This is a genomic window from Streptomyces sp. NPDC029041 (assembly GCF_040637515.1).
Taxonomy (GTDB): domain Bacteria; phylum Actinomycetota; class Actinomycetes; order Streptomycetales; family Streptomycetaceae; genus Streptomyces.
The window spans coordinates 438,612-458,089 of sequence record NZ_JBEZWO010000003.1; the positions used below are offsets into that span (position 1 = coordinate 438,612).

Annotated in this window: 15 protein-coding genes; 4 read left to right on the forward strand and 11 right to left on the reverse strand. The window is 70.9% G+C overall.

All coding sequences use genetic code 11. The features are described 5' to 3' along the window. Nucleotides 1–39: 39 nt before the first annotated feature. The 3 genes from AB0F04_RS09255 to coxB are packed head-to-tail and all read right to left on the reverse strand — an operon-like array spanning nucleotide 40 to nucleotide 3,133. Nucleotides 40–438 carry a cytochrome c oxidase subunit 4 gene (locus AB0F04_RS09255; protein WP_362039428.1) on the reverse strand — a complete coding sequence of 133 codons (399 nt, stop codon included), beginning with the start codon at nucleotides 436–438 and terminating at the stop codon, nucleotides 40–42. Continuing rightward, on the reverse strand, nucleotides 435–2,171 hold the full coding sequence (ctaD, locus tag AB0F04_RS09260) for a cytochrome c oxidase subunit I (RefSeq protein WP_362039429.1): 1,737 nt from the start codon (nucleotides 2,169–2,171) through the stop codon (nucleotides 435–437). Before ctaD ends, AB0F04_RS09255 begins: the two co-directional genes overlap by 4 nt. Further along, a complete protein-coding gene (gene coxB, locus AB0F04_RS09265) occupies nucleotides 2,168–3,133 on the reverse strand; it encodes a cytochrome c oxidase subunit II (RefSeq protein ID WP_030837547.1) in 966 nt (321 codons plus the stop codon). The genes ctaD and coxB overlap by 4 nt, the downstream gene beginning before the upstream one ends. A 287-nt stretch (nucleotides 3,134–3,420) precedes the next feature. On the opposite strand from coxB, the gene AB0F04_RS09270 reads away from it, so the two are divergent. Continuing rightward, nucleotides 3,421–4,800 carry an aminotransferase class V-fold PLP-dependent enzyme gene (locus tag AB0F04_RS09270; protein WP_362039431.1) on the forward strand — a complete coding sequence of 460 codons (1,380 nt, stop codon included), beginning with the start codon at nucleotides 3,421–3,423 and terminating at the stop codon, nucleotides 4,798–4,800. Between the two features lie 85 nt (nucleotides 4,801–4,885). Here AB0F04_RS09270 and AB0F04_RS09275 read toward each other — a convergent pair whose 3' ends face one another. After that, a complete protein-coding gene (locus tag AB0F04_RS09275; protein ID WP_362039433.1) occupies nucleotides 4,886–5,860 on the reverse strand; it encodes a carbohydrate kinase family protein in 975 nt (324 codons plus the stop codon). A gap of 131 nt (nucleotides 5,861–5,991) precedes the next feature. On the opposite strand from AB0F04_RS09275, the gene AB0F04_RS09280 reads away from it, so the two are divergent. Further along, the gene (locus AB0F04_RS09280; protein WP_053671966.1) at nucleotides 5,992–6,198 is read left to right on the forward strand and encodes a hypothetical protein; all 207 of its coding nucleotides are present in this window, start codon (nucleotides 5,992–5,994) and stop codon (nucleotides 6,196–6,198) included. Between the two features lie 791 nt (nucleotides 6,199–6,989). Continuing rightward, nucleotides 6,990–8,453 (forward strand): hypothetical protein, encoded by a 1,464-nt coding sequence (locus AB0F04_RS09285; RefSeq protein WP_362039796.1) that lies wholly within the window; start codon nucleotides 6,990–6,992, stop codon nucleotides 8,451–8,453. A gap of 90 nt (nucleotides 8,454–8,543) precedes the next feature. On the opposite strand, the gene AB0F04_RS09290 is transcribed toward AB0F04_RS09285, so the two are convergent. Further along, a complete protein-coding gene (locus tag AB0F04_RS09290) occupies nucleotides 8,544–8,900 on the reverse strand; it encodes an iron-sulfur cluster assembly accessory protein (protein ID WP_031109243.1) in 357 nt (118 codons plus the stop codon). A gap of 282 nt (nucleotides 8,901–9,182) precedes the next feature. On the opposite strand from AB0F04_RS09290, the gene nadA reads away from it, so the two are divergent. Then, complete coding sequence (gene nadA / locus AB0F04_RS09295) at nucleotides 9,183–10,379, forward strand: quinolinate synthase NadA (protein ID WP_362039435.1); 1,197 nt, start codon at nucleotides 9,183–9,185, stop codon at nucleotides 10,377–10,379. A gap of 18 nt (nucleotides 10,380–10,397) precedes the next feature. On the opposite strand, the gene AB0F04_RS09300 is transcribed toward nadA, so the two are convergent. The 6 genes from AB0F04_RS09300 to AB0F04_RS09325 form a co-directional block, all read right to left on the reverse strand. After that, nucleotides 10,398–12,617, reverse strand: coding sequence for a protein kinase (locus tag AB0F04_RS09300; RefSeq protein WP_362039437.1), 2,220 nt, complete (start codon nucleotides 12,615–12,617; stop codon nucleotides 10,398–10,400). Nucleotides 12,618–12,735: 118 nt separating this feature from the next. Next, nucleotides 12,736–15,855: an efflux RND transporter permease subunit gene (locus AB0F04_RS09305; protein ID WP_362039438.1), complete on the reverse strand. Its 3,120-nt coding sequence runs from the start codon at nucleotides 15,853–15,855 to the stop codon at nucleotides 12,736–12,738. Nucleotides 15,856–16,015: 160 nt separating this feature from the next. Beyond that, nucleotides 16,016–16,699 (reverse strand): response regulator transcription factor, encoded by a 684-nt coding sequence (locus AB0F04_RS09310; protein ID WP_362039440.1) that lies wholly within the window; start codon nucleotides 16,697–16,699, stop codon nucleotides 16,016–16,018. After that, nucleotides 16,696–17,916, reverse strand: coding sequence for a sensor histidine kinase (locus tag AB0F04_RS09315; RefSeq protein WP_362039442.1), 1,221 nt, complete (start codon nucleotides 17,914–17,916; stop codon nucleotides 16,696–16,698). Before AB0F04_RS09315 ends, AB0F04_RS09310 begins: the two co-directional genes overlap by 4 nt. Nucleotides 17,917–18,095: 179 nt before the next feature. Next, the gene (locus AB0F04_RS09320; RefSeq protein WP_175432129.1) at nucleotides 18,096–18,374 is read right to left on the reverse strand and encodes a hypothetical protein; all 279 of its coding nucleotides are present in this window, start codon (nucleotides 18,372–18,374) and stop codon (nucleotides 18,096–18,098) included. 23 nt (nucleotides 18,375–18,397) lie between these two features. Then, nucleotides 18,398–19,183, reverse strand: coding sequence for a PspA/IM30 family protein (locus AB0F04_RS09325; protein ID WP_362039444.1), 786 nt, complete (start codon nucleotides 19,181–19,183; stop codon nucleotides 18,398–18,400). Nucleotides 19,184–19,478: the final 295 nt, after the last annotated feature.

Sequence of the window (19,478 nt, forward strand, 5' to 3'; positions counted from 1 at the left end):
CTGTCGGAGTGTCCGGGCCCCTTGGGCGCTCGGCGCGTGCTACTGAGTGCGGTTCTCACCGCGGTAGTACTCGAAGACCCAGCCCCAGACGCCGATCAGGATGATCGGCAGCGAGAAGTACATCAGCCACCAGCCGATGGCGACCGAAAGAAAGGCGAGCGCGCCGCCGATGCCGAGCGAGAGCGGCTGCCAGCTGTGCGGGCTGAAGAACCCGACCTCGCCGGCGTCGTCCGCGACGTCCGCCTCCTTGTCGTCCTGCGCGCCGACGTCCACCCGCTTGGCCGTGAAGCCGAGGTAGAAGCCGATCATGATGCACAGGCCGAACGCCAGGAAGAGCGCCGTGGTGCCGGCCGGCTCCTTCGACCAGAAGCCGTAGACGACGGCCATGGCGAGCACGAAGACGCTCAGCCACATGAACATCTTGCCCTGGATCTTCACTTGCCGGCCTCCTTGCCGCCAGCGAGGGCCTTCTCGCCGTGACCGGCGTTCTCGAGCTGGTCGAGAGCGGCGATCTCCGGGTGGTGCAGGTCGAACGCCGGGGATTCACTGCGGATCCGCGGCATGGTGATGAAGTTGTGCCGCGGCGGCGGGCAGGAGGTCGCCCACTCCAGGGAGCGGCCGTAGCCCCACGGGTCGTCGACGCCGACCGGCTTGCCGTACTTGGCCGTCTTCCACACGTTGTAGAAGAACGGCAGGATCGACATGCCGAGCAGGAACGAGCTGATCGTCGAGATCGTGTTCAGCGCGGTGAAGCCGTCGGCCGCCAGGTAGTCGGCGTAACGACGCGGCATGCCCTCGGCGCCCAGCCAGTGCTGGACCAGGAACGTGCCGTGGAAGCCGATGAACAGCGTCCAGAAGGTGATCTTGCCGAGGCGCTCGTCCAGCATCTTGCCGGTCCACTTCGGCCACCAGAAGTGGAAGCCGGAGAACATCGCGAACACCACGGTGCCGAAGACGACGTAGTGGAAGTGGGCCACCACGAAGTACGAGTCGGACACGTGGAAGTCCATCGGCGGCGAGGCCAGGATGACACCGGTCAGACCACCGAAGGTGAAGGTGATCAGGAAGCCGGTCGCCCAGAGCATCGGCGTCTCGAAGGACAGCGAGCCCTTCCACATGGTGCCGATCCAGTTGAAGAACTTCACGCCGGTGGGTACGGCGATGAGGAACGTCATGAAGGAGAAGAACGGCAGCAGCACACCGCCGGTGACGTACATGTGGTGGGCCCACACCGTCACGGACAGACCCGCGATCGCGATGGTCGCGCCGATCAGACCCGTGTAACCGAACATCGGCTTGCGGGAGAAGACCGGGATGACCTCACTGATGATGCCGAAGAACGGCAACGCGATGATGTACACCTCTGGATGGCCGAAGAACCAGAACAAGTGTTGCCACAGCAACGCGCCGCCGTTGGCGGAGTCGAAGACGTGGGCACCGAACTTGCGGTCCGCCTCCAGGGCGAACAGGGCCGCGGCCAGGACCGGGAAGGCCAGCAGGACCAGGACACCGGTCAGCAGCACGTTCCAGGTGAAGATCGGCATGCGGAACATCGTCATGCCCGGGGCGCGCATGCAGATGATCGTGGTGATGAAGTTGACCGAGCCGAGGATGGTGCCGAAGCCGGAGAAGGCCAGGCCCATGATCCACATGTCGGCGCCGATGCCCGGGCTGCGGACCGCGTCCGACAGCGGGCTGTAGGCGAACCAGCCGAAGTCGGCCGCGCCCTGCGGGGTGAGGAAGCCGCCCACCGCGATGAGCGAGCCGAACAGGTACAGCCAGTAGGCGAACATGTTCAGCCGGGGGAAGGCCACGTCCGGCGCGCCGATCTGCAGCGGCATGATCCAGTTCGCGAAGCCGGCGAACAGCGGCGTCGCGAACATCAGCAGCATGATCGTGCCGTGCATCGTGAACGCCTGGTTGAACTGCTCGTTCGACATGATCTGCAGACCAGGCCGGGCGAGCTCGGCGCGCATGAGCAGCGCCATGACGCCGCCGATGACGAAGAACGCGAACGACGTGGCCAGGTACAGCGTGCCGATCGTCTTGTGGTCCGTCGTCGTCAGCCACTTGACCACGACACTGCCGCGGTTCTGGCGCCTGACCGGCAGCTCGTCCTGGTAGTGGGACCCTGCTGCCGCGGCACCCTGGGGTTCGTTGAGGATGCTCACAGGTTGTTCGTCTCCCGGTTCTTCTCGTGGCTCGTCTGCGCGATGCCGGCAGGAACGTAACCGTTCTGCTGCTTGTCCACGAGGTCCTTGAGGTGCTGCTCGTAGCGCTCGGGGGAGACGACCTTCACGTTGAACAGCATCCGAGAGTGGTCGACGCCGCAGAGCTCGGCGCACTTGCCCATGAAGGTGCCCTCCTTGTTGGGGGTCACCTCGAAGGCGTTGGTGTGGCCCGGGATGACGTCCTGCTTCATGAGGAACGGCACCACCCAGAAGGAGTGGATGACGTCACGCGAGGTGAGGACGAAGCGGACCGTCTTGCCCTTGGGCAGCCACAGGGTCGGGCCCGGGTTGCCCGTCTGCGGGTTGCGCGTGCCCGGGGTGCCGCAGTCGTAGACGCCGCCGGCGCCTGCCGGGAAGTCCTTCTTGAACCGGTCCGGGATCGCGTCCAGGTCCTTCGAGGTCTTGGCGTCCCCGGTGGAACCGGCGACCGGCTCGATGTAGTTGAAGCACCAGCTCCACTGGAAGCCGACCACGTTGACCGTGACGTCGGGCTTCTTCTTGAGGCTGAGGAGCTCGGACTCGTCACGGGCGGTGAAGTAGAACAGCACCGAGACGATGATGAGCGGGACCACGGTGTACAGCGCCTCGATGGGCATGTTGTACCGGGTCTGCGGAGGAACTTCGACCTTGGTGCGGCTGCGCCGGTGGAAGAAAGCACTCCACAGGATCAGACCCCACACCAGCACGCCGACGGCGAGCGCAGCCGCCCAGGACCCCTGCCACAGGGAGAGGATCCGCGGAGCCTCTTCCGTGGTCGGGGTGGGCATACCAAGGCGGGGGAAGTCTTCCCAGTTGTACGAGCAACCGGTGGCTGTCGCCAAGACCAGGCCCGCGGTCAGTGCCTGCAGCAGCTTCCGCCGCATCGGGCGCCGCGGCGAGCGGTCGGAGCCGTTGGGACTCACGTAGCGCCTTCCCGAGAGTCTCGCCCGCGCGGATCGGCTGCGGCCTGGCCTTCTCGCTGGTCGGTCGCCGCCCTGCGTCGGGCAGGGGTTTGGATGTTTATGCGGACCAAACCCTAGCCGACGCCCTCCGGGGGTTCTCGGGGAGGGGTGCCTACTCACCCGGGCGGTTCGCTGAATTGGCGGCTGCGGGTGGTTTGTGGCTGTTCGTGCCCTGCGACGGAGCCGCAGATGTCGCAGCCCGCGCCCCTTTGGGGGCGTCCGTGTGCTGGGCGTTCTAGCGTTGCCCTGTGGGTTACTTCGATGCTGCTTCCGGTGCTCCTCTTCATCCTGTCGCCCGGCAGGCTCTGCTGGCCTCGCTCGACGAGGGGTGGGCGGATCCCTCGCGTCTGTACAGGGAAGGGCGGCGGGCCCGGCTGCTGCTGGACGCCGCGCGGGAGGCCGCCGCCGAGGCCGTGGGGTGCCGACCGGACGAACTGATCTTCACCTCGTCCGGAACCCGTGCCGTGCACACGGGGATTGCCGGGGCGCTGGCCGGGCGCAGACGCGTCGGGCGCCACCTGATCGTGTCAGCGGTCGAACACTCTTCTGTCCTCCATTCGGCCGAGCTGCACGAGACGGACGGCGGTTCGGTCACCCAGGTGACCGTCGACCGGGGCGGGTCGGTGGATCCGGTCGTCTACGGCGATGCCCTGCGCGCCGACACGGCGCTGGCGTGTCTGCAGTCGGCCAACCACGAGGTGGGCACGGAGCAGCCGGTCGCGGCGGTGGCGGAGCGGTGCCGGGAGGCCGGGGTGCCGTTGCTGGTGGATGCGGCGCAGTCCCTGGGATGGGGGCCGGTGGAAGGGGGCTGGTCGCTGCTCACGGGCAGTGCGCACAAATGGGGCGGGCCGTCCGGGGTGGGGCTGCTGGTCGTGCGCAAGGGGGTGCGGTTCGCGGCGCAAGGGCCGGTGGACGAGCGGGAGTCGGGGCGGGCGCCCGGTTTCGAGAACCTCCCGGCGATCGTGGCGGCGGCCGCGTCACTCAGGGCCGTTCGGGCCGAGGCGGCCGAGGAGGCGGTGCGCCTGCGGGAGCTGACGGACCGGATCCGGGCGCGGGTGCCGCGACTGGTGACCGACGCCGAGGTCGTCGGTGATCCGGCGCGCCGGCTGCCCGGGGTCGTCACCTTCTCCTGTCTCTACGTCGACGGCGAGGCGCTGCTGCACGAGCTGGACCGCGAGGGTTTCTCCGTCTCGTCCGGATCGTCCTGCACGAGCAGCACCCTGACGCCGAGCCATGTGCTGCGGGCCATGGGTGTGCTGAGTGAGGGAAATGTGCGGGTTTCGCTGCCCCTCGGGGCGGCCGAGGAGGAGGTGGAGAGGTTCCTGGAGGTGCTTCCCCGGGCGGTGGCCGCGGTGCGGGAGAAGCTGGGGGCGCCGGTTCCCGAGACGGTGGTGCGGGAGGCCGACGAGCTCGTCGTGGACTCCCTGGGCAAGAGGTGCCCGATCCCGGTCATCGAACTCGCCAAGGTCATCGGCGACGTGCCGGTGGGCGGTCTGGTCCGGGTCCTGTCGGACGACGAGGCGGCCCGGCTGGACATCCCGGCGTGGTGCGAGATGAGGAACCAGGAGTACGTGGGCGAGGAGCCGGCGGACCAAGGAACGGCGTACTTGATCCGCCGGGCGAGCTGAGTCACTCGGGGGCGCGGGGCTGTGTCGACATGCGGCTGCCGCCGCGGGGCGCGACCGGCCCCCACGCACCCGCGGCCGACGACGGTCAGCCCAGATGCCCCCGGACCTCTTCCGCGGCCTCGTCCCCGTACGCCTTGGTGAACCGCTCCATGAAGTGCCCGCGCCGCAGCTGGTACTCCTGCGTGCCCACCGTCTCGATGACGAGGGTCGCCAGCATGCAGCCGACCTGCGCGGCACGCTCCAGGGAGACGCCCCAGGCCAGACCGGAGAGGAACCCGGCACGGAAGGCGTCGCCGACGCCCGTCGGGTCGGCCTTGCGCTCCTCGTCGGGCGTGCCGACCTCGACGGGGTCCTCGCCGGCCCGCTCGATGCGTACGCCGCGCGCGCCGAGGGTGGTCACCCGGTGGCCCACGCGGGAGAGGATCTCCGCGTCGCTCCAGCCGGTCTTGTTCTCGATGAGGCCCTTCTCGTACTCGTTGGAGAAGAGGTAGGTCGCCCCGTCGAGCAGGATGCGGATCTCCTCGCCGTCCATCCGGGCGATCTGCTGGGAGAAGTCGGCGGCGAACGCGATCTCCCGGGAGCGGCACTCCTCGGTGTGCCGGAGCATGGCCTCCGGGTCGTCGGCGCCGATGGACACCAGGTCGAGCCCGCCCACGCGGTCGGCGACGGTCTTCAGCTCGATGAGGCGGGCCTCGCTCATGGCACCGGTGTAGAAGGAGCCGATCTGGTTGTGGTCGGCGTCGGTCGTGCACACGAAGCGAGCGGTGTGCAGCGTGTCGGAGATGCGGACGGACTCCGTGTCGACGCCGTGCCGGTCGAGCCAGGCCCGGTACTCGTCGAAGTCCGCGCCCGCCGCGCCGACCAGGATCGGGCGGGTACCGAGCTGCCCCATGCCGAACGCGATGTTCGCGGCGACGCCGCCGCGGCGGACGTCCAGCTTGTCGACCAGGAACGACAGCGAGACCGTGTGCAGCTGGTCCGCTACGAACTGGTCGGCGAAGCGGCCGGGAAAGGTCATGAGGTGGTCGGTGGCGATGGAGCCGGTGACTGCGATGCGCACGGCGTGGATTCTCCTGAGGGAGGCGGACCTTGACGGTTCACGCTATCGGGTGGGCCGGCAGCGCTGAAGGCATCGAAACTACCCGATAGTAGATCTTTCTCGGTGAGCTCGGCCGTGCATACGGTGCCGCTATGACGAACCTCAAGGTCCATGCGCCCGTTCCGGTCGATCTCGAAGGCGACCTGGCGTCGCTGCCGGGTGACGGGGCGCGGATGGCTCCGCACTGGGCGGTCCCCCGGGTCGCTTCCCGACCGGTCTCCCCGGCCCTGATCCACGGTGTGTCCGTACCTCCGGCGTCGGCGCGGCTGCTCGACGCGATGTCCGACTACGGGGACTGAACGGCGCACGCGCGGGAACCGTGAGCTCCCCCGCTGCGTCCCATCGCTGTCCCCCGTAAAGGGGAGGCGGGATACGACCCACCAGCGGTCCGTGTGCGACCGGGCAGGGTCCCATGGGACAGCTGTGCAGCCGAAGGAGCGATGCGGTGAACACCGAGCGACCCGACAACGACGCCGACGCCAGGGAAGCGGCCGGCGCCACCGCGGACGCCCCGAAGGCCGGGGAGCCGGGCACGGGAGAGGCCAGGGCGGCGGCTGAGGGGTCGAAGGGTCATGAGGCACCTGCCGAAGCAGGAGAGTCGCCGGAGGCCGGGGCTCCGGCGCGAGCTGGAGAGTCGGTGGCGGCCGGGGCTCCGGCGGATGCCGCCGACTCCGACGGGGCCGCCGAGTCTCCCGAGGGCTCGGTCGACGATGAGCGGGACGCCGGGGCGGCGGCCCCCGCCCCGCCGGTCGCGGAGACCGGCGCGCCGGAAGCCTCGGGGGCGGACACCCCCGAAGGCGCGCAGCGCGACGGCGAGTCCGCCGCGGCCACCGGGGACCGGCAAGGCGGCACCGAGCGGTCCCCGGACCGCGAAGCCGCCGCGGACGCCGGGGAAGGCCAGTCCACCACGGACGCCGGGGAAGGCCAGGTCGCCTCCGACGCCGCGGAAGGCGCAGACGGCGAGGGCGTTCGCTCCGGCTCGGCCCCGACGCCGGTGCCGGGATCAGCACCTGAAGGCGACGCCGCGGCGGGGGACCTGACCGGCGCCGGGACGGCCCGTCCCCGTGCCACCACCGCACCCGCCGGTGACCTGCCCCGCCACGAGGAGGACCTGGTCCGCCCCGGCGGTGGCCGTCCCCGTACGCCCGCGATCATCGCCTCCGTCGCCGCCGCCGTGCTGCTGATCGGCGGCGGTGGGGCGTGGCTCGCTTCCAACGCCGCCAGTGGACCGGGCGGCGGCGCGACGTCCGGTGCGCCCGGTGGTGGCGGCACTCCCCCGCCGCTCGCGCTCGACGGCTACTCGGAGTCCACCGCCGGTGGCGGCAACGGCATCGCGCCCGGCGAGCCCAACCCCTACGGCGCCACCTACCGCGTCGCCGGCACCCTGCCCGAAGGCCCCGGCGAGGCGCCGGTGTACCGGGCGCGGGGCGAGGTCACCGAGGCGGACGTGACCCGGCTGGCGAAGGCCCTCGGAGTCGAGGGGGCGCCGGTGGCGCAGGGCGAGGCCTGGAAGATCGGGGGCCAGGACGGGTCCGGGCCGAGTCTGCAGGTGAACCGGCAGGCACCGGGCTCCTGGACGTTCAGCCGGTACGCCCCCGGCACGGACAACTGCAAGGGCACCGACACCTGCACGGCCCCGCAGTCCGGTGGCACTCCGGTGAGCGAGGAGGCGGCCGGGAAGGCCGCGGCGCCCGTGCTGAAGGCGGTGGGTCAGGACGACGCGAAGGTCGACGCGAGCCAGGTCATGGGGGCCCAGCGGGTGGTGAACGCCGATCCCGCGGTCGGCGGACTCCCCACGTACGGCTGGACGACCGGGATCACGGTCGGCCACGACGGCGAGGTCGTCGGCGGCAGCGGACAGCTGAAAGCGCCGGTGACGGGTGACACCTACCCCGTGGTCAGTGCCGGGAAGGCGCTGCAGCTGATGGAAGGGCAGCCGAAGAGCGACCACCGGATGGGCATCGGCGGCTGCGCCGAGCCCGTGCCCCTGGAGGACCGGCTGGAGCAGCCCTGCGGTCAGTCGGCGAGCGGCGCTCCCGAGCAAGACACCGTGACCGTCGAGAAGGCGGTGTTCGGGCTGGCCGCGCACGACGTGGACGGACGGCGGGCGCTGGTGCCGTCCTGGCTGTTCGAGGTGACGGCGGCGGGCGCGAAGGACCCGTTCACGGTGACGTACCCGGCGGTGGAGCCGAAGTACCTGGCCTCTCCCGAGCCGAGCCGGCCGGGCGAGAAGCCCTCGCCGGCGCCCGGTCCGCGCGAGGAGAAGGTGGAGGGCTACCGGGCCGAGGGCGCGGAGCTGACGGTGACCTTCACGGGCGGCGTGTGCGCCGACTACGACGTGAAGGCGAGCGAGAAGGGCGACGAGGTGACGGTCACGGTCACGTCGACCCCCTGGCCGGGCAAGGTCTGCGTCATGATCGCCAAGCAGTTCCAGAAGACCGTGCAGCTGGACGAGCCGCTCGGTGACCGGGCCGTCGTGAACGCGGACGGCAAGGCGGTGCCGCTGGCGAAGGAGGGCGCACGGCTGCCGGCTCCCCCGACGCAGGAGCGGTAGGCAGGGACCGGTACAGCACGAAGGCGGCGGCCCCCTGAGGGGGCCGCCGCCTTCGTCGTGTCCGCGGCCGCCCATGGCGGCTCGGCAGGCTCAGCTGAAGGAGTCGCCGCAGGCGCAGGAGCCCGTCGCGTTCGGGTTGTCGATCGTGAAGCCCTGCTTCTCGATGGTGTCCACGAAGTCGATCGTGGCACCGCCCAGGTACGGGGCACTCATGCGGTCGGTGACGACCTTCACACCGCCGAAGTCCTTCTCGACGTCGCCGTCGAGGGCGCGCTCGTCGAAGAAGAGCTGGTAGCGCAGGCCGGAGCAGCCGCCGGGCTGGACGGCGACGCGCAGCGCGAGGTCCTCGCGGCCTTCCTGGTCGAGCAGCGCCTTGACCTTGGACGCGGCGGCGTCGGTCAGGATGATGCCGTCGGTGACGGTGCTGGTCTCGTCCGATACGGACATCTACATCTCTCCCGGGTTGTACGGAGACTGCTTGCCGACGGTTGCAACCGGCGGGGCCGCGGATTCATTCCGCGCCGGGCTCTCGATCCCGGCTCCTTTTCATGCTCGCACACGCGCCGGGAACCGGAAAACGGCTCTTTCCGGGTGTTCCCGGGAATGAACGGCGGCTCGCCGGGATTCACGTCACACAGACGCTATGGCCATCGTCAAAGTGACGTGAAGCGGTTATGATAGATAGCGTCAAATCGACGAAAAGTCGCAGAAACAGAAAGGGTGCGTGTGGTGACCACCGCCCAGACCCAGGAGCTCGACGTCCAGCCGACGCCCCTCGCCCTGCTGCTCCTCGGCCGTGAGGCCGACCCGAAGAGCGAGCGCGGTGTGGAGTGTCCCGGCGACCTGCCCTCGCCGTCCGACCCGGACCTGGTGGAGCGCGCCCGCAAGGCGAAGGAGAAGCTCGGGGACAAGGTCTTCGTGCTCGGCCACCACTACCAGCGTGACGAGGTCATCCAGTTCGCCGACGTGACGGGTGACTCGTTCAAGCTCGCCCGGGACGCGGCCGCCCGCCCGGAGGCCGAGTACATCGTGTTCTGCGGCGTGCACTTCATGGCGGAGTCGGCGGACATCCTGACGTCCGACGACCAGAAGGTCGTTCTGCCCGACCTGGCCGCCGGCTGCTCGATGGCCGACATGGCGACGGCCGAGCAGGTCGCCGAGTGCTGGGACGTGCTGACCGAGGCCGGGATAGCCGAGCAGGTCGTGCCCGTCTCGTACATGAACTCCTCGGCCGACATCAAGGCCTTCACCGGCAAGCACGGCGGCACGATCTGCACCTCCTCCAACGCCAAGCGGGCCCTGGACTGGGCCTTCGAGCAGGGGGAGCCCTCGGCAACAAAGGTGCTCTTCCTGCCGGACCAGCACCTCGGCCGCAACACCGCCGTGCGGGACATGGGCATGTCCCTGGACGACTGCGTCGTCTACAACCCGCACAAGCCGAACGGCGGACTGACCGCCGACGAGCTGCGCGCGGCGAAGATGATCCTGTGGCGCGGCCACTGCTCGGTGCACGGCCGCTTCAGCCTGGACTCGGTGAACGACGTGCGCGAGCGGATCCCGGGGGTGAACGTCCTGGTGCACCCCGAGTGCAAGCACGAGGTCGTGGCCGCGGCGGACTACGTCGGCTCGACGGAGTACATCATCAAGGCCCTGGAGGCCGCGCCGGCCGGTTCCAAGTGGGCCATCGGCACGGAACTGAACCTGGTCCGCCGTCTGGCGAACCGTTTCGCTCCCGAGGGCAAGGAGATCGTCTTCCTGGACAAGACGGTCTGCTTCTGCTCGACCATGAACCGCATCGACCTCCCCCACCTGGTCTGGGCCCTGGAATCCCTGGCCGAGGGCAACCTCGTCAACCGCATCGAGGTGGACAAGGAGACGGAGGCGTTCGCGAAGCTGGCCCTGGAGCGGATGCTGGCGCTGCCGTAACCCACGCCCCTTCCGTCGTCACCCCGAGCGCGGTTTCCGCTCGGGGTGGGCGGGGTCCAGGGTGAAGATGCTGCCGCCCGGGGTGGTCGCCACGAGGGCGCCTTCGAGGAGCCGTACCGGGGTGGCGCCCCAGTCGGTGGCGTTGCTCTGGGCCCTGGGCTGCGTCTCCCAGAGCAGCGTGCCCTTCTTCGTGTCGAGCGCTCCGACGCGGCCGCTGGCGCTGGCGAGGTACACGGCCCGGGTCCGCGGGTCGTACGTCGCCTCACCCGGCTGTTCCAGGCTGGTCGGGGTCTGCCACAGGGGCTTGCCCGTGCGGGCCGACACGGCGGTGACGCGTCCACTGGCGGTGGCGAACCACAGGGTGCCGTCCGCCAGCGTCACCTTTCCCTCGTACTCCTCGGCCAGCTTTGTCGTGCTCTGGGCACCGGTGGCGGGGTCCACGAGCCGGATGGCCGCATAGGGCGGGTCCTGGCCCACGAGGATGTTCCCGTCCTCGTCCTGGGTCAGGTCCAGGAACAGGAGCCGGCCGTCGAAGGTGCCGAGCAGCCCGTCGGCCTGGTGGGGCACGCTCAGCCGGCGCGCCGGGCCGTCGGCCGGGTGCAGCTCCATGACGAGAGCCTCTTCCGGTCTCGCCTCCGGGCTGCACTCCAGCCACAGCTTCCCGGCCACTTCTTCGATCCCGCAGGCGTGCTTCGCGGGCAGACGTTCCGTCCAGCGCGAAACGCCGGTGCGGATCGTGCGGGCCGTCACCGAGGTGCCGTCGCCCTCCGGGAGCACGACGACGTCACCCGACAGGGCCACCTCCGCCCACGCGTCGTTCACCGCGCGGTCCCACAGCCGTTCGCCGGTCCGGGTGTCGAACGCGAGGACCCGGGTCGCCCCCTCGCCCGGGGGCTCCTGCTGCACCAGGACGGCGTCGTCCCGGACGGTCAGGATCTCGAACCTGGAGAGGTCGTCGCCGGTGACGGCCGCCACGGGGCCGGCGCGCCAGACCGTCTCGCCCGTCCTCCCGTCCAGGCGGACGGGCAGGATGCCGTCGCCCGCGCAGTAGACGGCCCCCTCGTCCGTCCGGCACACCGGACCGCCCCGCAGCCCTCCGGGCTGCGGCTGCTGCGTCCTGCGCACACCGCGTGCGGCCGTCTCGTACACGGTCGTCTGCCAGGGCTGCCAGCCGGCCGGGGGCGCCGCCCACCGGGAGTTCGCGGACGGTGACGCCCCTTCCCGGTCCGCGCTCTGCGCCCACCCGGGGCCGAGCGTCAGATAGGCCGTCAGGCCGAGGACGGCGGCGCCGACCGTGCCCGTCGCCGCGAGCAGCGGGCGGATACGGCGGGGGCGGGCGGGGTCCGCCACGGTTGCGGGGTGGGCGGGCTCGACCGCCGCGAGCCGGTCCGCGCGCAGGGACATGGTGGCCGGGTCGCCGTCCCCCGGCTCGGGCAGGACGGCCGCCAGCTCCCGGGCCAGCTCGTCGAGACCGGGCCGGTCCGGGGCGTCCTTGGCCAGGCAGCGTTCCAGCAGGGCGCGCAGCCGTGGTTCCACCCGTTCGAGCACGGGTTCGTCGTGCACCACCCGGTACGCCGTCAGATAAGGGCTGTCCGCGTCGAAGGGGCCGCGTCCGGTGACGGCGTACACCAGCAGGGACCCGAGGGAGAAGACGTCCGAGGCAGGGCCGACCGCGCGGGCGTCGACGAGCTGTTCGGGGGACATGAAGGGCGGTGTGCCGATCATCTGGCCGGTCTCGGTGAGCGTCTGGTGGTCCCCGGCCGCGCGGGAGATGCCGAAGTCGATGACGCGCGGGCCGTCTGCGGCCAGCAGGACGTTGGCCGGCTTCAGGTCCCGGTGCACCACCCCTGCCCGGTGGATGTCGTGGAGGGCCTCCACCAGGCCCAGGGCCAGCCCGCGCAGTTCGCCCTCCGGCAGGGCGCCCCGGTCGCGGATCCGACGGGCGAGCGAGGGCCCGGGCACGTACTGGGTGGCCATCCAGGGCCGCGCCGCGTCGGGGTCCGCGTCCAGGACCGGGGCCGTGAAGGCGCCGCTGACCTTGCGGACCGCCGCGATCTCCTGCCGGAACCGGGCCCGGAAGACGGGGTCCGCGGCGTACTGGGCGTGGACGACCTTGATGGCCACGTCGCGGCCCGAACGCGCTCTGGCCCGGTAGACGACGCCCATGCCCCCGGCCCCGAGCCGGTCGAGCAGCCGGTAGCCGCCGACCGACTTCGGGTCCTCGCTGTGCAGCGGCACGCCCGAATCACCTTCCCCCGTAAAGCCGTTCGAGGCCACAGGATACGTAAGGGGACAAGGCGGCGGCCGGGCACCGGACCTCCCGTGTCCGGTGCCCGGCCGCCGCCGGGTCACGCCGTCACGCGCGCGCGTGCTCCGGTTCCGTCGCGTCCGTCCGCTGGGCCGGCAGGCCCTTCTTCGCCGCGCGCTTCTTCGCCCGGCGCTCCTTGCGGAGCTCGACCATCGCGTACAGCGTCGGGACCAGCAGCAGCGTCAGCAGCGTCGACGTCACCAGACCGCCGATCACGACCACGGCCAGCGGCTGGGCGATGAAGCCGCCCTCGCCGGTGATGCCGAAGGCCATGGGCAGCAGGGCGAAGATCGTCGCCAGGGCGGTCATGAGGATCGGGCGCAGCCGGTGCCGGCCGCCCTCGATCACGGCCTCGACGACGCCGTGACCCTGCTTGCGGTACTGGTTGATCAGGTCGATCAGCACGATCGCGTTCGTCACCACGATGCCGATCAGCATCAGCATGCCGATCATCGCCGGGACGCCCATCGGGGTGCCGGTGGCGATCAGCAGGCCGATCGCGCCGGTGGCGGCGAACGGGATGGAGACGAGCAGGATCAGCGGCTGGATCAGGGACTTGAAGGTGCCGACCAGCAGCATGAAGACGATCGCGATGGCCGCCAGCATCGCCAGGCCCAGGTTGGCGAAGGCCTCGTCCTGGTCCTGGGAGACCCCGCCGATCGACGCCGTGGCGCCGTCCGGGAGCTTCAGCGCGTCGATCTTCGACTGGAGCTCGGCGCTGACCGCGCCGGTGTTGTCACCGGTCGGCTTCGCGGTGATGGTGGCCGCGCGCTGACCGTCGATGCGGGTCATGGAGACCGGCCCGTCGACCTGCTTCACCGTGGCGATGTCGCCGAGCCTCATCGTGCCGCCGAGGCGCAGGTCCTGAAGCTGCTTCAGGGTTTTCGCGGGCTTGGCCGAGCGGATGACGACGTCGCGCTCGGTGTCGTCGAGGACGGCCTTGGCCGCGGTGGTGCCGCGGACGGCCTGGGCGACGGCGGCTCCGAGGGTCTGGTCGTTGAACCCGGCCGCGGCCGCCTTGTCGTCGGCCTTGACCGAGATGCGCGGCACGCTGGTCGCGAGGTCGCTGCTGACGTCGGTGACGTCGTCGAGGGAGGCGACCGTCTTGCGGACCTCCTCGGACGCGGTGCGCAGGACGCCGGCGTCGGCGGCCTTCACGACCACGCTGAGGTCCTGGCTGGCGAATCCGTCACCGGCGGCGACGGTGGTCGTGCCGATGCCCTTCAGTCCGGCCAGGCCTTTCTCGATGCGGTTCTGGACGTCCTCGTTGGACGCCGAGTCGTCGAGCATGACCTGATACGAGGCCTGGTTGGTGTCCGTGCCGCCGCCGAAGGCCGCCATGAAGCCGGACGAGCCGACCGTGACCTGGTAGTCCTTCACGCCCTTGGTGCCGGCGAGCAGCCGCTCGACCTTCCTGGCCTGGGCGTCCGTCGCGGAGAGGCTGGTGCCGGGTTTCAGCTCCTGCTTGACGGTGAGGACTTCCTGCTCGCCCTGGTCGAAGAAGTTCGTCTTCAGCAGCGGCGCCATGCCGAACGTGCCGACCAGGACGACGATCGCGAGGGCCACGCTGGTGAGGCGGCGGCGGGTCGCGAAGCGCAGGACGGGGACGTAGAGGCGCTGGAGGCGGCTCCTGGCCTCCTTCTCCTCGGCGATCCGGCGGGCCTCGGCCGCGTCCTCGGGGGTGCCCTTCGGGGGACGCAGGAACCAGTACGACAGGACCGGCACCACCGTCAGGGAGACGAGGAGGGACGCCAGCAGCGCGGCCGTGACGGTGAGGCTGAACGAGCCGAACAGCTCGCCCACCATGCCGCCGACCAGGCCGATCGGCAGGAACACCGCGACCGTGGTGAGCGTCGAGGACGTCACCGCGCCGGCGACCTCGCGGACCGCGTTCAGGATCGCCGAGTGACGCTCCTCGCCGTAGCCGAGGTGGCGTTTGATGTTCTCCAGCACCACGATCGAGTCGTCGACGACCCGGCCGATGGCGATGGTCAGGGCGCCCAGCGTGAGGACGTTCAGCGACAGGTCGCGCGTCCACAGCACGATCAGGGCGAGGACCACGGACAGCGGGATGGACACCGCGGTCACGAGGGTCGAGCGGATCGAGGCCAGGAAGACCAGGATCACCAGGACGGCGAAGAGCAGACCGAGGGCGCCCTCGGTGGTCAGGCCCTTGATGGACTTGGACACGGCCGGGCCCTGGTCGCTGACGACCGTGAGGCTCGCGCCGGAGCCGAGGTCCTTGCGCAGGTCCGGAAGCTTGTCCCGGACGGCGTCGGAGATGGCGACCGCGCTGCCGTCGCGGTCCATCGTCACGGCGACCGAGAGGCTGGGCTTGCCGTCGGTGCGGGTGATGGAGTCGGCCGTGGCCTCCTGCTGCTTCACGGTGGCGACGTCGCCGAGCCGCACCGGCTTGCCCTTGCCGGGCTCGCCCGTGACCATCAGGTCCTTGATCTGCTCGATCGAGGTGAAGCCGCCGCCGACCTGCACGGTGCGGTTGGCGCCGTCCTCGTCGAAGGAGCCGGCCGGGACGGTCGCGCCGCCCGCCTGGAGCGCCTGGGAGAGCGACTGCGCGGTCAGACCGGCCTTCGCCAGCTTGGCGTCGTCGGGCGTGACGGTGACCTGGAGGTCCCGCACACCGTCGACGGTGACCTGGCCGACGCCGTCGATGCTCTTCAGGTCCGGCACCACGGTCTTGTCGAGCTGGTCGGCCAGGGCCTGCTGGTCGCGGCCGGAGGTGACGGCGAGGACGACGGTCGGGATGTCGTCCGTGGAACCGGCGACCACCTGCGGGTCGACGTCGTCCGGGAGGTGGACGCGGGCCCGGTTGACGGCCTGCTGAACGTCGGCGACCAGCTGCTCGGTGCCGTCGCCGTAGTCGAAGGACGCCATGATCACGGCGTTGCCCTCGCCGGCGGTGGAGGTGACGCCGCTGATGCCGTCGACCGCTTCGAGGGCGTCCTCGATGGGTTCGACGACCTGCTTCTCGACCACGTCCGGGGACGCGCCCTGGTACGGCGCCAGCACCGACACCACGGGCAGTTCGATGGTGGGCAGCAGCTGCTGCTTCAGCTGGGGTATCGCGATCGCCCCGAAGACGAGCGCGATGATCGACATCAGCCCTATCAGGGCCCGTTGCGCGAGGCTGAATCTCGACAGCCAGGACATGGGTGAGGGTCTCTCTTCTGTTTAGCGGCAGAAGCGGCAGCGGGCGCGCAGACGAGCGCCCGCCCCTACACCCTGAGCCATGGGGAAGCCGGGTTTTGTCGGCCTCAGGTCCCCATCCTTATGCGGCGCCTACTCCGGCCGCAGTACGGCCGGGCCGGGCTCACTCCACCCTTGGACGGACCAGGCCGGACTCGTACGCGGTGACGACGAGCTGGGCGCGGTCCCGGGCACCCAGCTTGGCCATGGCCCGGTTGACGTGCGTCTTCACGGTCAGCGGGCTGACTTCGAGGCGCTCGGCGATCTCGTCGTTGGAGTGCCCGCCGGCGACCAGGACGAGCACCTCGCGTTCGCGGACGGTGAGCGAGTCGAGCCGTTCGCCGCGGCCCGGGTCGCGGTCGTCGTCGGCCGGGTCCTCGGTGGCGAGGAACCGGGCGATCAGACCCGTGGTGGCCGCCGGGGAGAGCAGGGCCTGCCCGCCGGCGGCGATGCGGATGGCGTTCAGCAGCTCCTCGGGTTCGGCGCCCTTGCCGAGGAAGCCGGAGGCGCCGGCCCGCAGCGACTGCACGACGTAGTCGTCGACCTCGAAGGTCGTCAGGATGACCACCCGGACGTCGGCGAGGTCGGGGTCGGCGCTGATCATGCGGGTGGCGGCGAAACCGTCGGTGCCGGGCATGCGGATGTCCATGAGCACGACGTCGGCCTGCTGCTCCTTCGCCAGCCGGACCGCTTCCGCGCCGTCGGAGGCCTCTGCGACCACCTCCATGTCGGGCTCGGAGTCGACGAGCACACGAAAGGCGCTGCGCAGCAGCGCCTGGTCGTCGGCGAGCAGGACACGGATGGTCATGCGGGGCCCTCCCCGGTCGGTGTGCGGTTCTTCACCGGCAGGATGGCATGGACGCGAAACCCGCCGCCGTAGCGGGGACCGGTGGTGAGGGTGCCGCGCAGGGCGGTGACGCGTTCGCGCATGCCGAGCAGTCCGTGGCCGCCGCCGCTGTCCCGGGGCCCGGGCTCGCCGCCGCCGTCGTCGAGCACGGTGATCTCGATGTGCGGTCCGACGCGGACGACGCTGACCTCCGCCTTGGCCTGGGGCCCGGCGTGCTTCTGCACGTTGGTGAGGGCCTCCTGGATGATCCGGTAGGCGGCCAGGTCGACGGCCGCGGGCAGGGTGGTGCCCTGGTCGGCGCGGGCGACCTCGATGTGCAGGCCGGCGTTGCGGAAGCTGCCGGTGAGTTCGTCGAGGCGGTCCAGGCCCGGGGCGGGTTCGGTGGGGGCCTCGGGGTCGTCGGAGTGCCGGAGCAGGCCGACGGTGGCGCGGAGTTCGTTGAGGGCGGAGCGGCTGGCCTCGCGGACGTGCCCGAGGGCTTCCTTGGCCTGGTCGGGGCGCTTGTCCATGACGTGGGCGGCGACCCCGGCCTGCACGTTGACCAGGGCGATGTGGTGGGCGACGACGTCGTGCAGGTCCCGGGCGATGCGCAGGCGTTCCTCGGCGACGCGGCGGCGGGCCTCCTCCTCGCGGGTGCGCTCGGCCCGTTCGGCGCGCTCCCGGATGGCCTGGACGAAGGCGCGGCGGCTGCGGACGGCGTCGCCCGCGGTGGCGCCGATGCCGGTCCAGGCGAAGATCGCGAGGTTCTCCTGGGCGTACCAGGGCAGGGAGCCGGCCGACATGGCGGCGCCGGTCAGCACGGTCATGGTGAGCAGGCCGACGCGCCAGGTGGTGGGTCGGTCGGTGGTGGAGGCGACGGTGTACAGCGCGACGACGGCGGACATCGCGACGGGGGTGCGGGGGTCGCCGGTGAGGGACTCGATGACGGAGAGGGTGCCGGTGAGGGCGAGGACCGTCATGGGGGCGCGACGGCGGAAGACCAGGGCGGCGGCGCCGAGGGCCATGAGGACGAGGCTGAGGGGGTCGGGGGTGCGCAGGGCCCAGCTGACGCTGTCACGGTGGCGGGGTTCGACGAACGAGCCGGCGACCATGCAGACCAGGACGGCGAGGGCGAGGACGGCGTCCAGGGCCAGGGGGTGCGCCTTGGCCTGGTGTTTGGCCCGCGCGAGGGTGCTCACGGGTGTTTACGGTAGCTGGGGTCGCTGTGGCTGCGTGAGGTGCTCGGCGTCGGGCTGAGGGCGAGTGGGTCCGCAACCCGGCGGAGCGGGGTAGTGCCCGCGCCCACCCGTGCCGCCCCTGGGGGTACCTCCCAGGCCCCTGAAGCACTGGGGGCACGACTGCCCGCGGTCATGGCATATCAGCCCGGGATCAAGCCGTCGTCGCTCAGCAGCTCCCGGACTTCCTCCAACGTCGCGTCGGGAGACGGCAGGATCAGTTCCGACGGCTCCAGGGAGTCGTCCGGGAGGGGGTCGCCGAGGTCGCGGACCCTGGCCAGGAGGGCCTGGAGGGTGCGGCGGAAGCCGGGGCCGTCGCCGTTCTCCATCTCCGCCAGGAGTTCGTCGTCCAGCTTGTTCAGCTCGGCGAGGTGGCCGTCGGCCAGACTCACCTGGCCCTCCCCCATGATCCGTACGATCATGTCGCCCTCCTAGGCGTGGACCCCTACTGCTTGTCGAACCGCGGGGTGTCCTGCGGCTGCGGCTGGGACTGCTGCTGACCCGTGCCACCTTCGAGGGCCTGCTGCCCGCTGCCGGAGCCTCCGGCCAGCTCGGCCTTCATGCGCTGCAGCTCCAGCTCTACATCCGTACCACCGGAGAGCCGGTCCAGCTCGGCCTGGATGTCGTCCTTGTGCATGCCGGAGGGGTCGTCCAGGGCACCGGAGGCGAGCAGCTCGTCGATGGCGCCCGCGCGGGCCTGGAGCTGGGCCGTCTTGTCCTCGGCGCGCTGGATCGCCAGGCCGACGTCGCCCATCTCCTCGGAGATGCCGGAGAAGGCCTCGCCGATCCGGGTCTGGGCCTGCGCCGCCGTGTACGTGGCCTTGATGGTCTCCTTCTTCGTGCGGAAGGCGTCGACCTTGGCCTGCAGCCGCTGGGCCGCCAGGGTGAGCTTCTCCTCCTCGCCCTGGAGCGTGGCGTGCTGGGTCTCCAGGTCGGTCACCTGCTGCTGGAGCGCGGCGCGGCGGGAGAGCGCCTCGCGTGCCAGGTCCTCACGGCCCAGCGCCAGCGCCTTGCGGCCCTGGTCCTCCAGCTTGCCGGACTGCGACTGCAGCTGGTTCAGCTGCAGCTCCAGGCGCTTGCGGGAGGTCGCCACGTCGGCGACGCCGCGGCGGACCTTCTGCAGCAGCTCCAGCTGCTTCTGGTACGAGTAATCGAGGGTCTCGCGCGGGTCCTCGGCCCGGTCAAGGGCCTTGTTCGCCTTCGCGCGGAAGATCATCCCCATACGCTTCATGACACCGCTCATGGGCTTCGCGCGCCCCCTTCTGACCGACTCCGGCAGCTGCTCCTGCGACAGAACCCACAGTACGGGCCCTGCATCCATTACCGCACTGTTCGGGGACGCATGCGCTCATCCCCAAGGACGACTGCGTGCGCTCCCGCTCCGGCGTAGGGAGTAGGTGGGCCCCCGGGGTCCGCCGGAGGCGTACGCCCCCGGGAACGTCCGGAGGCGTACGCAACGTCCCCTCTGTCCCCTTACTGACGACTGGTGTTGCCGGATCGTTCCCCACCGGGCTGGGGTCCATGCC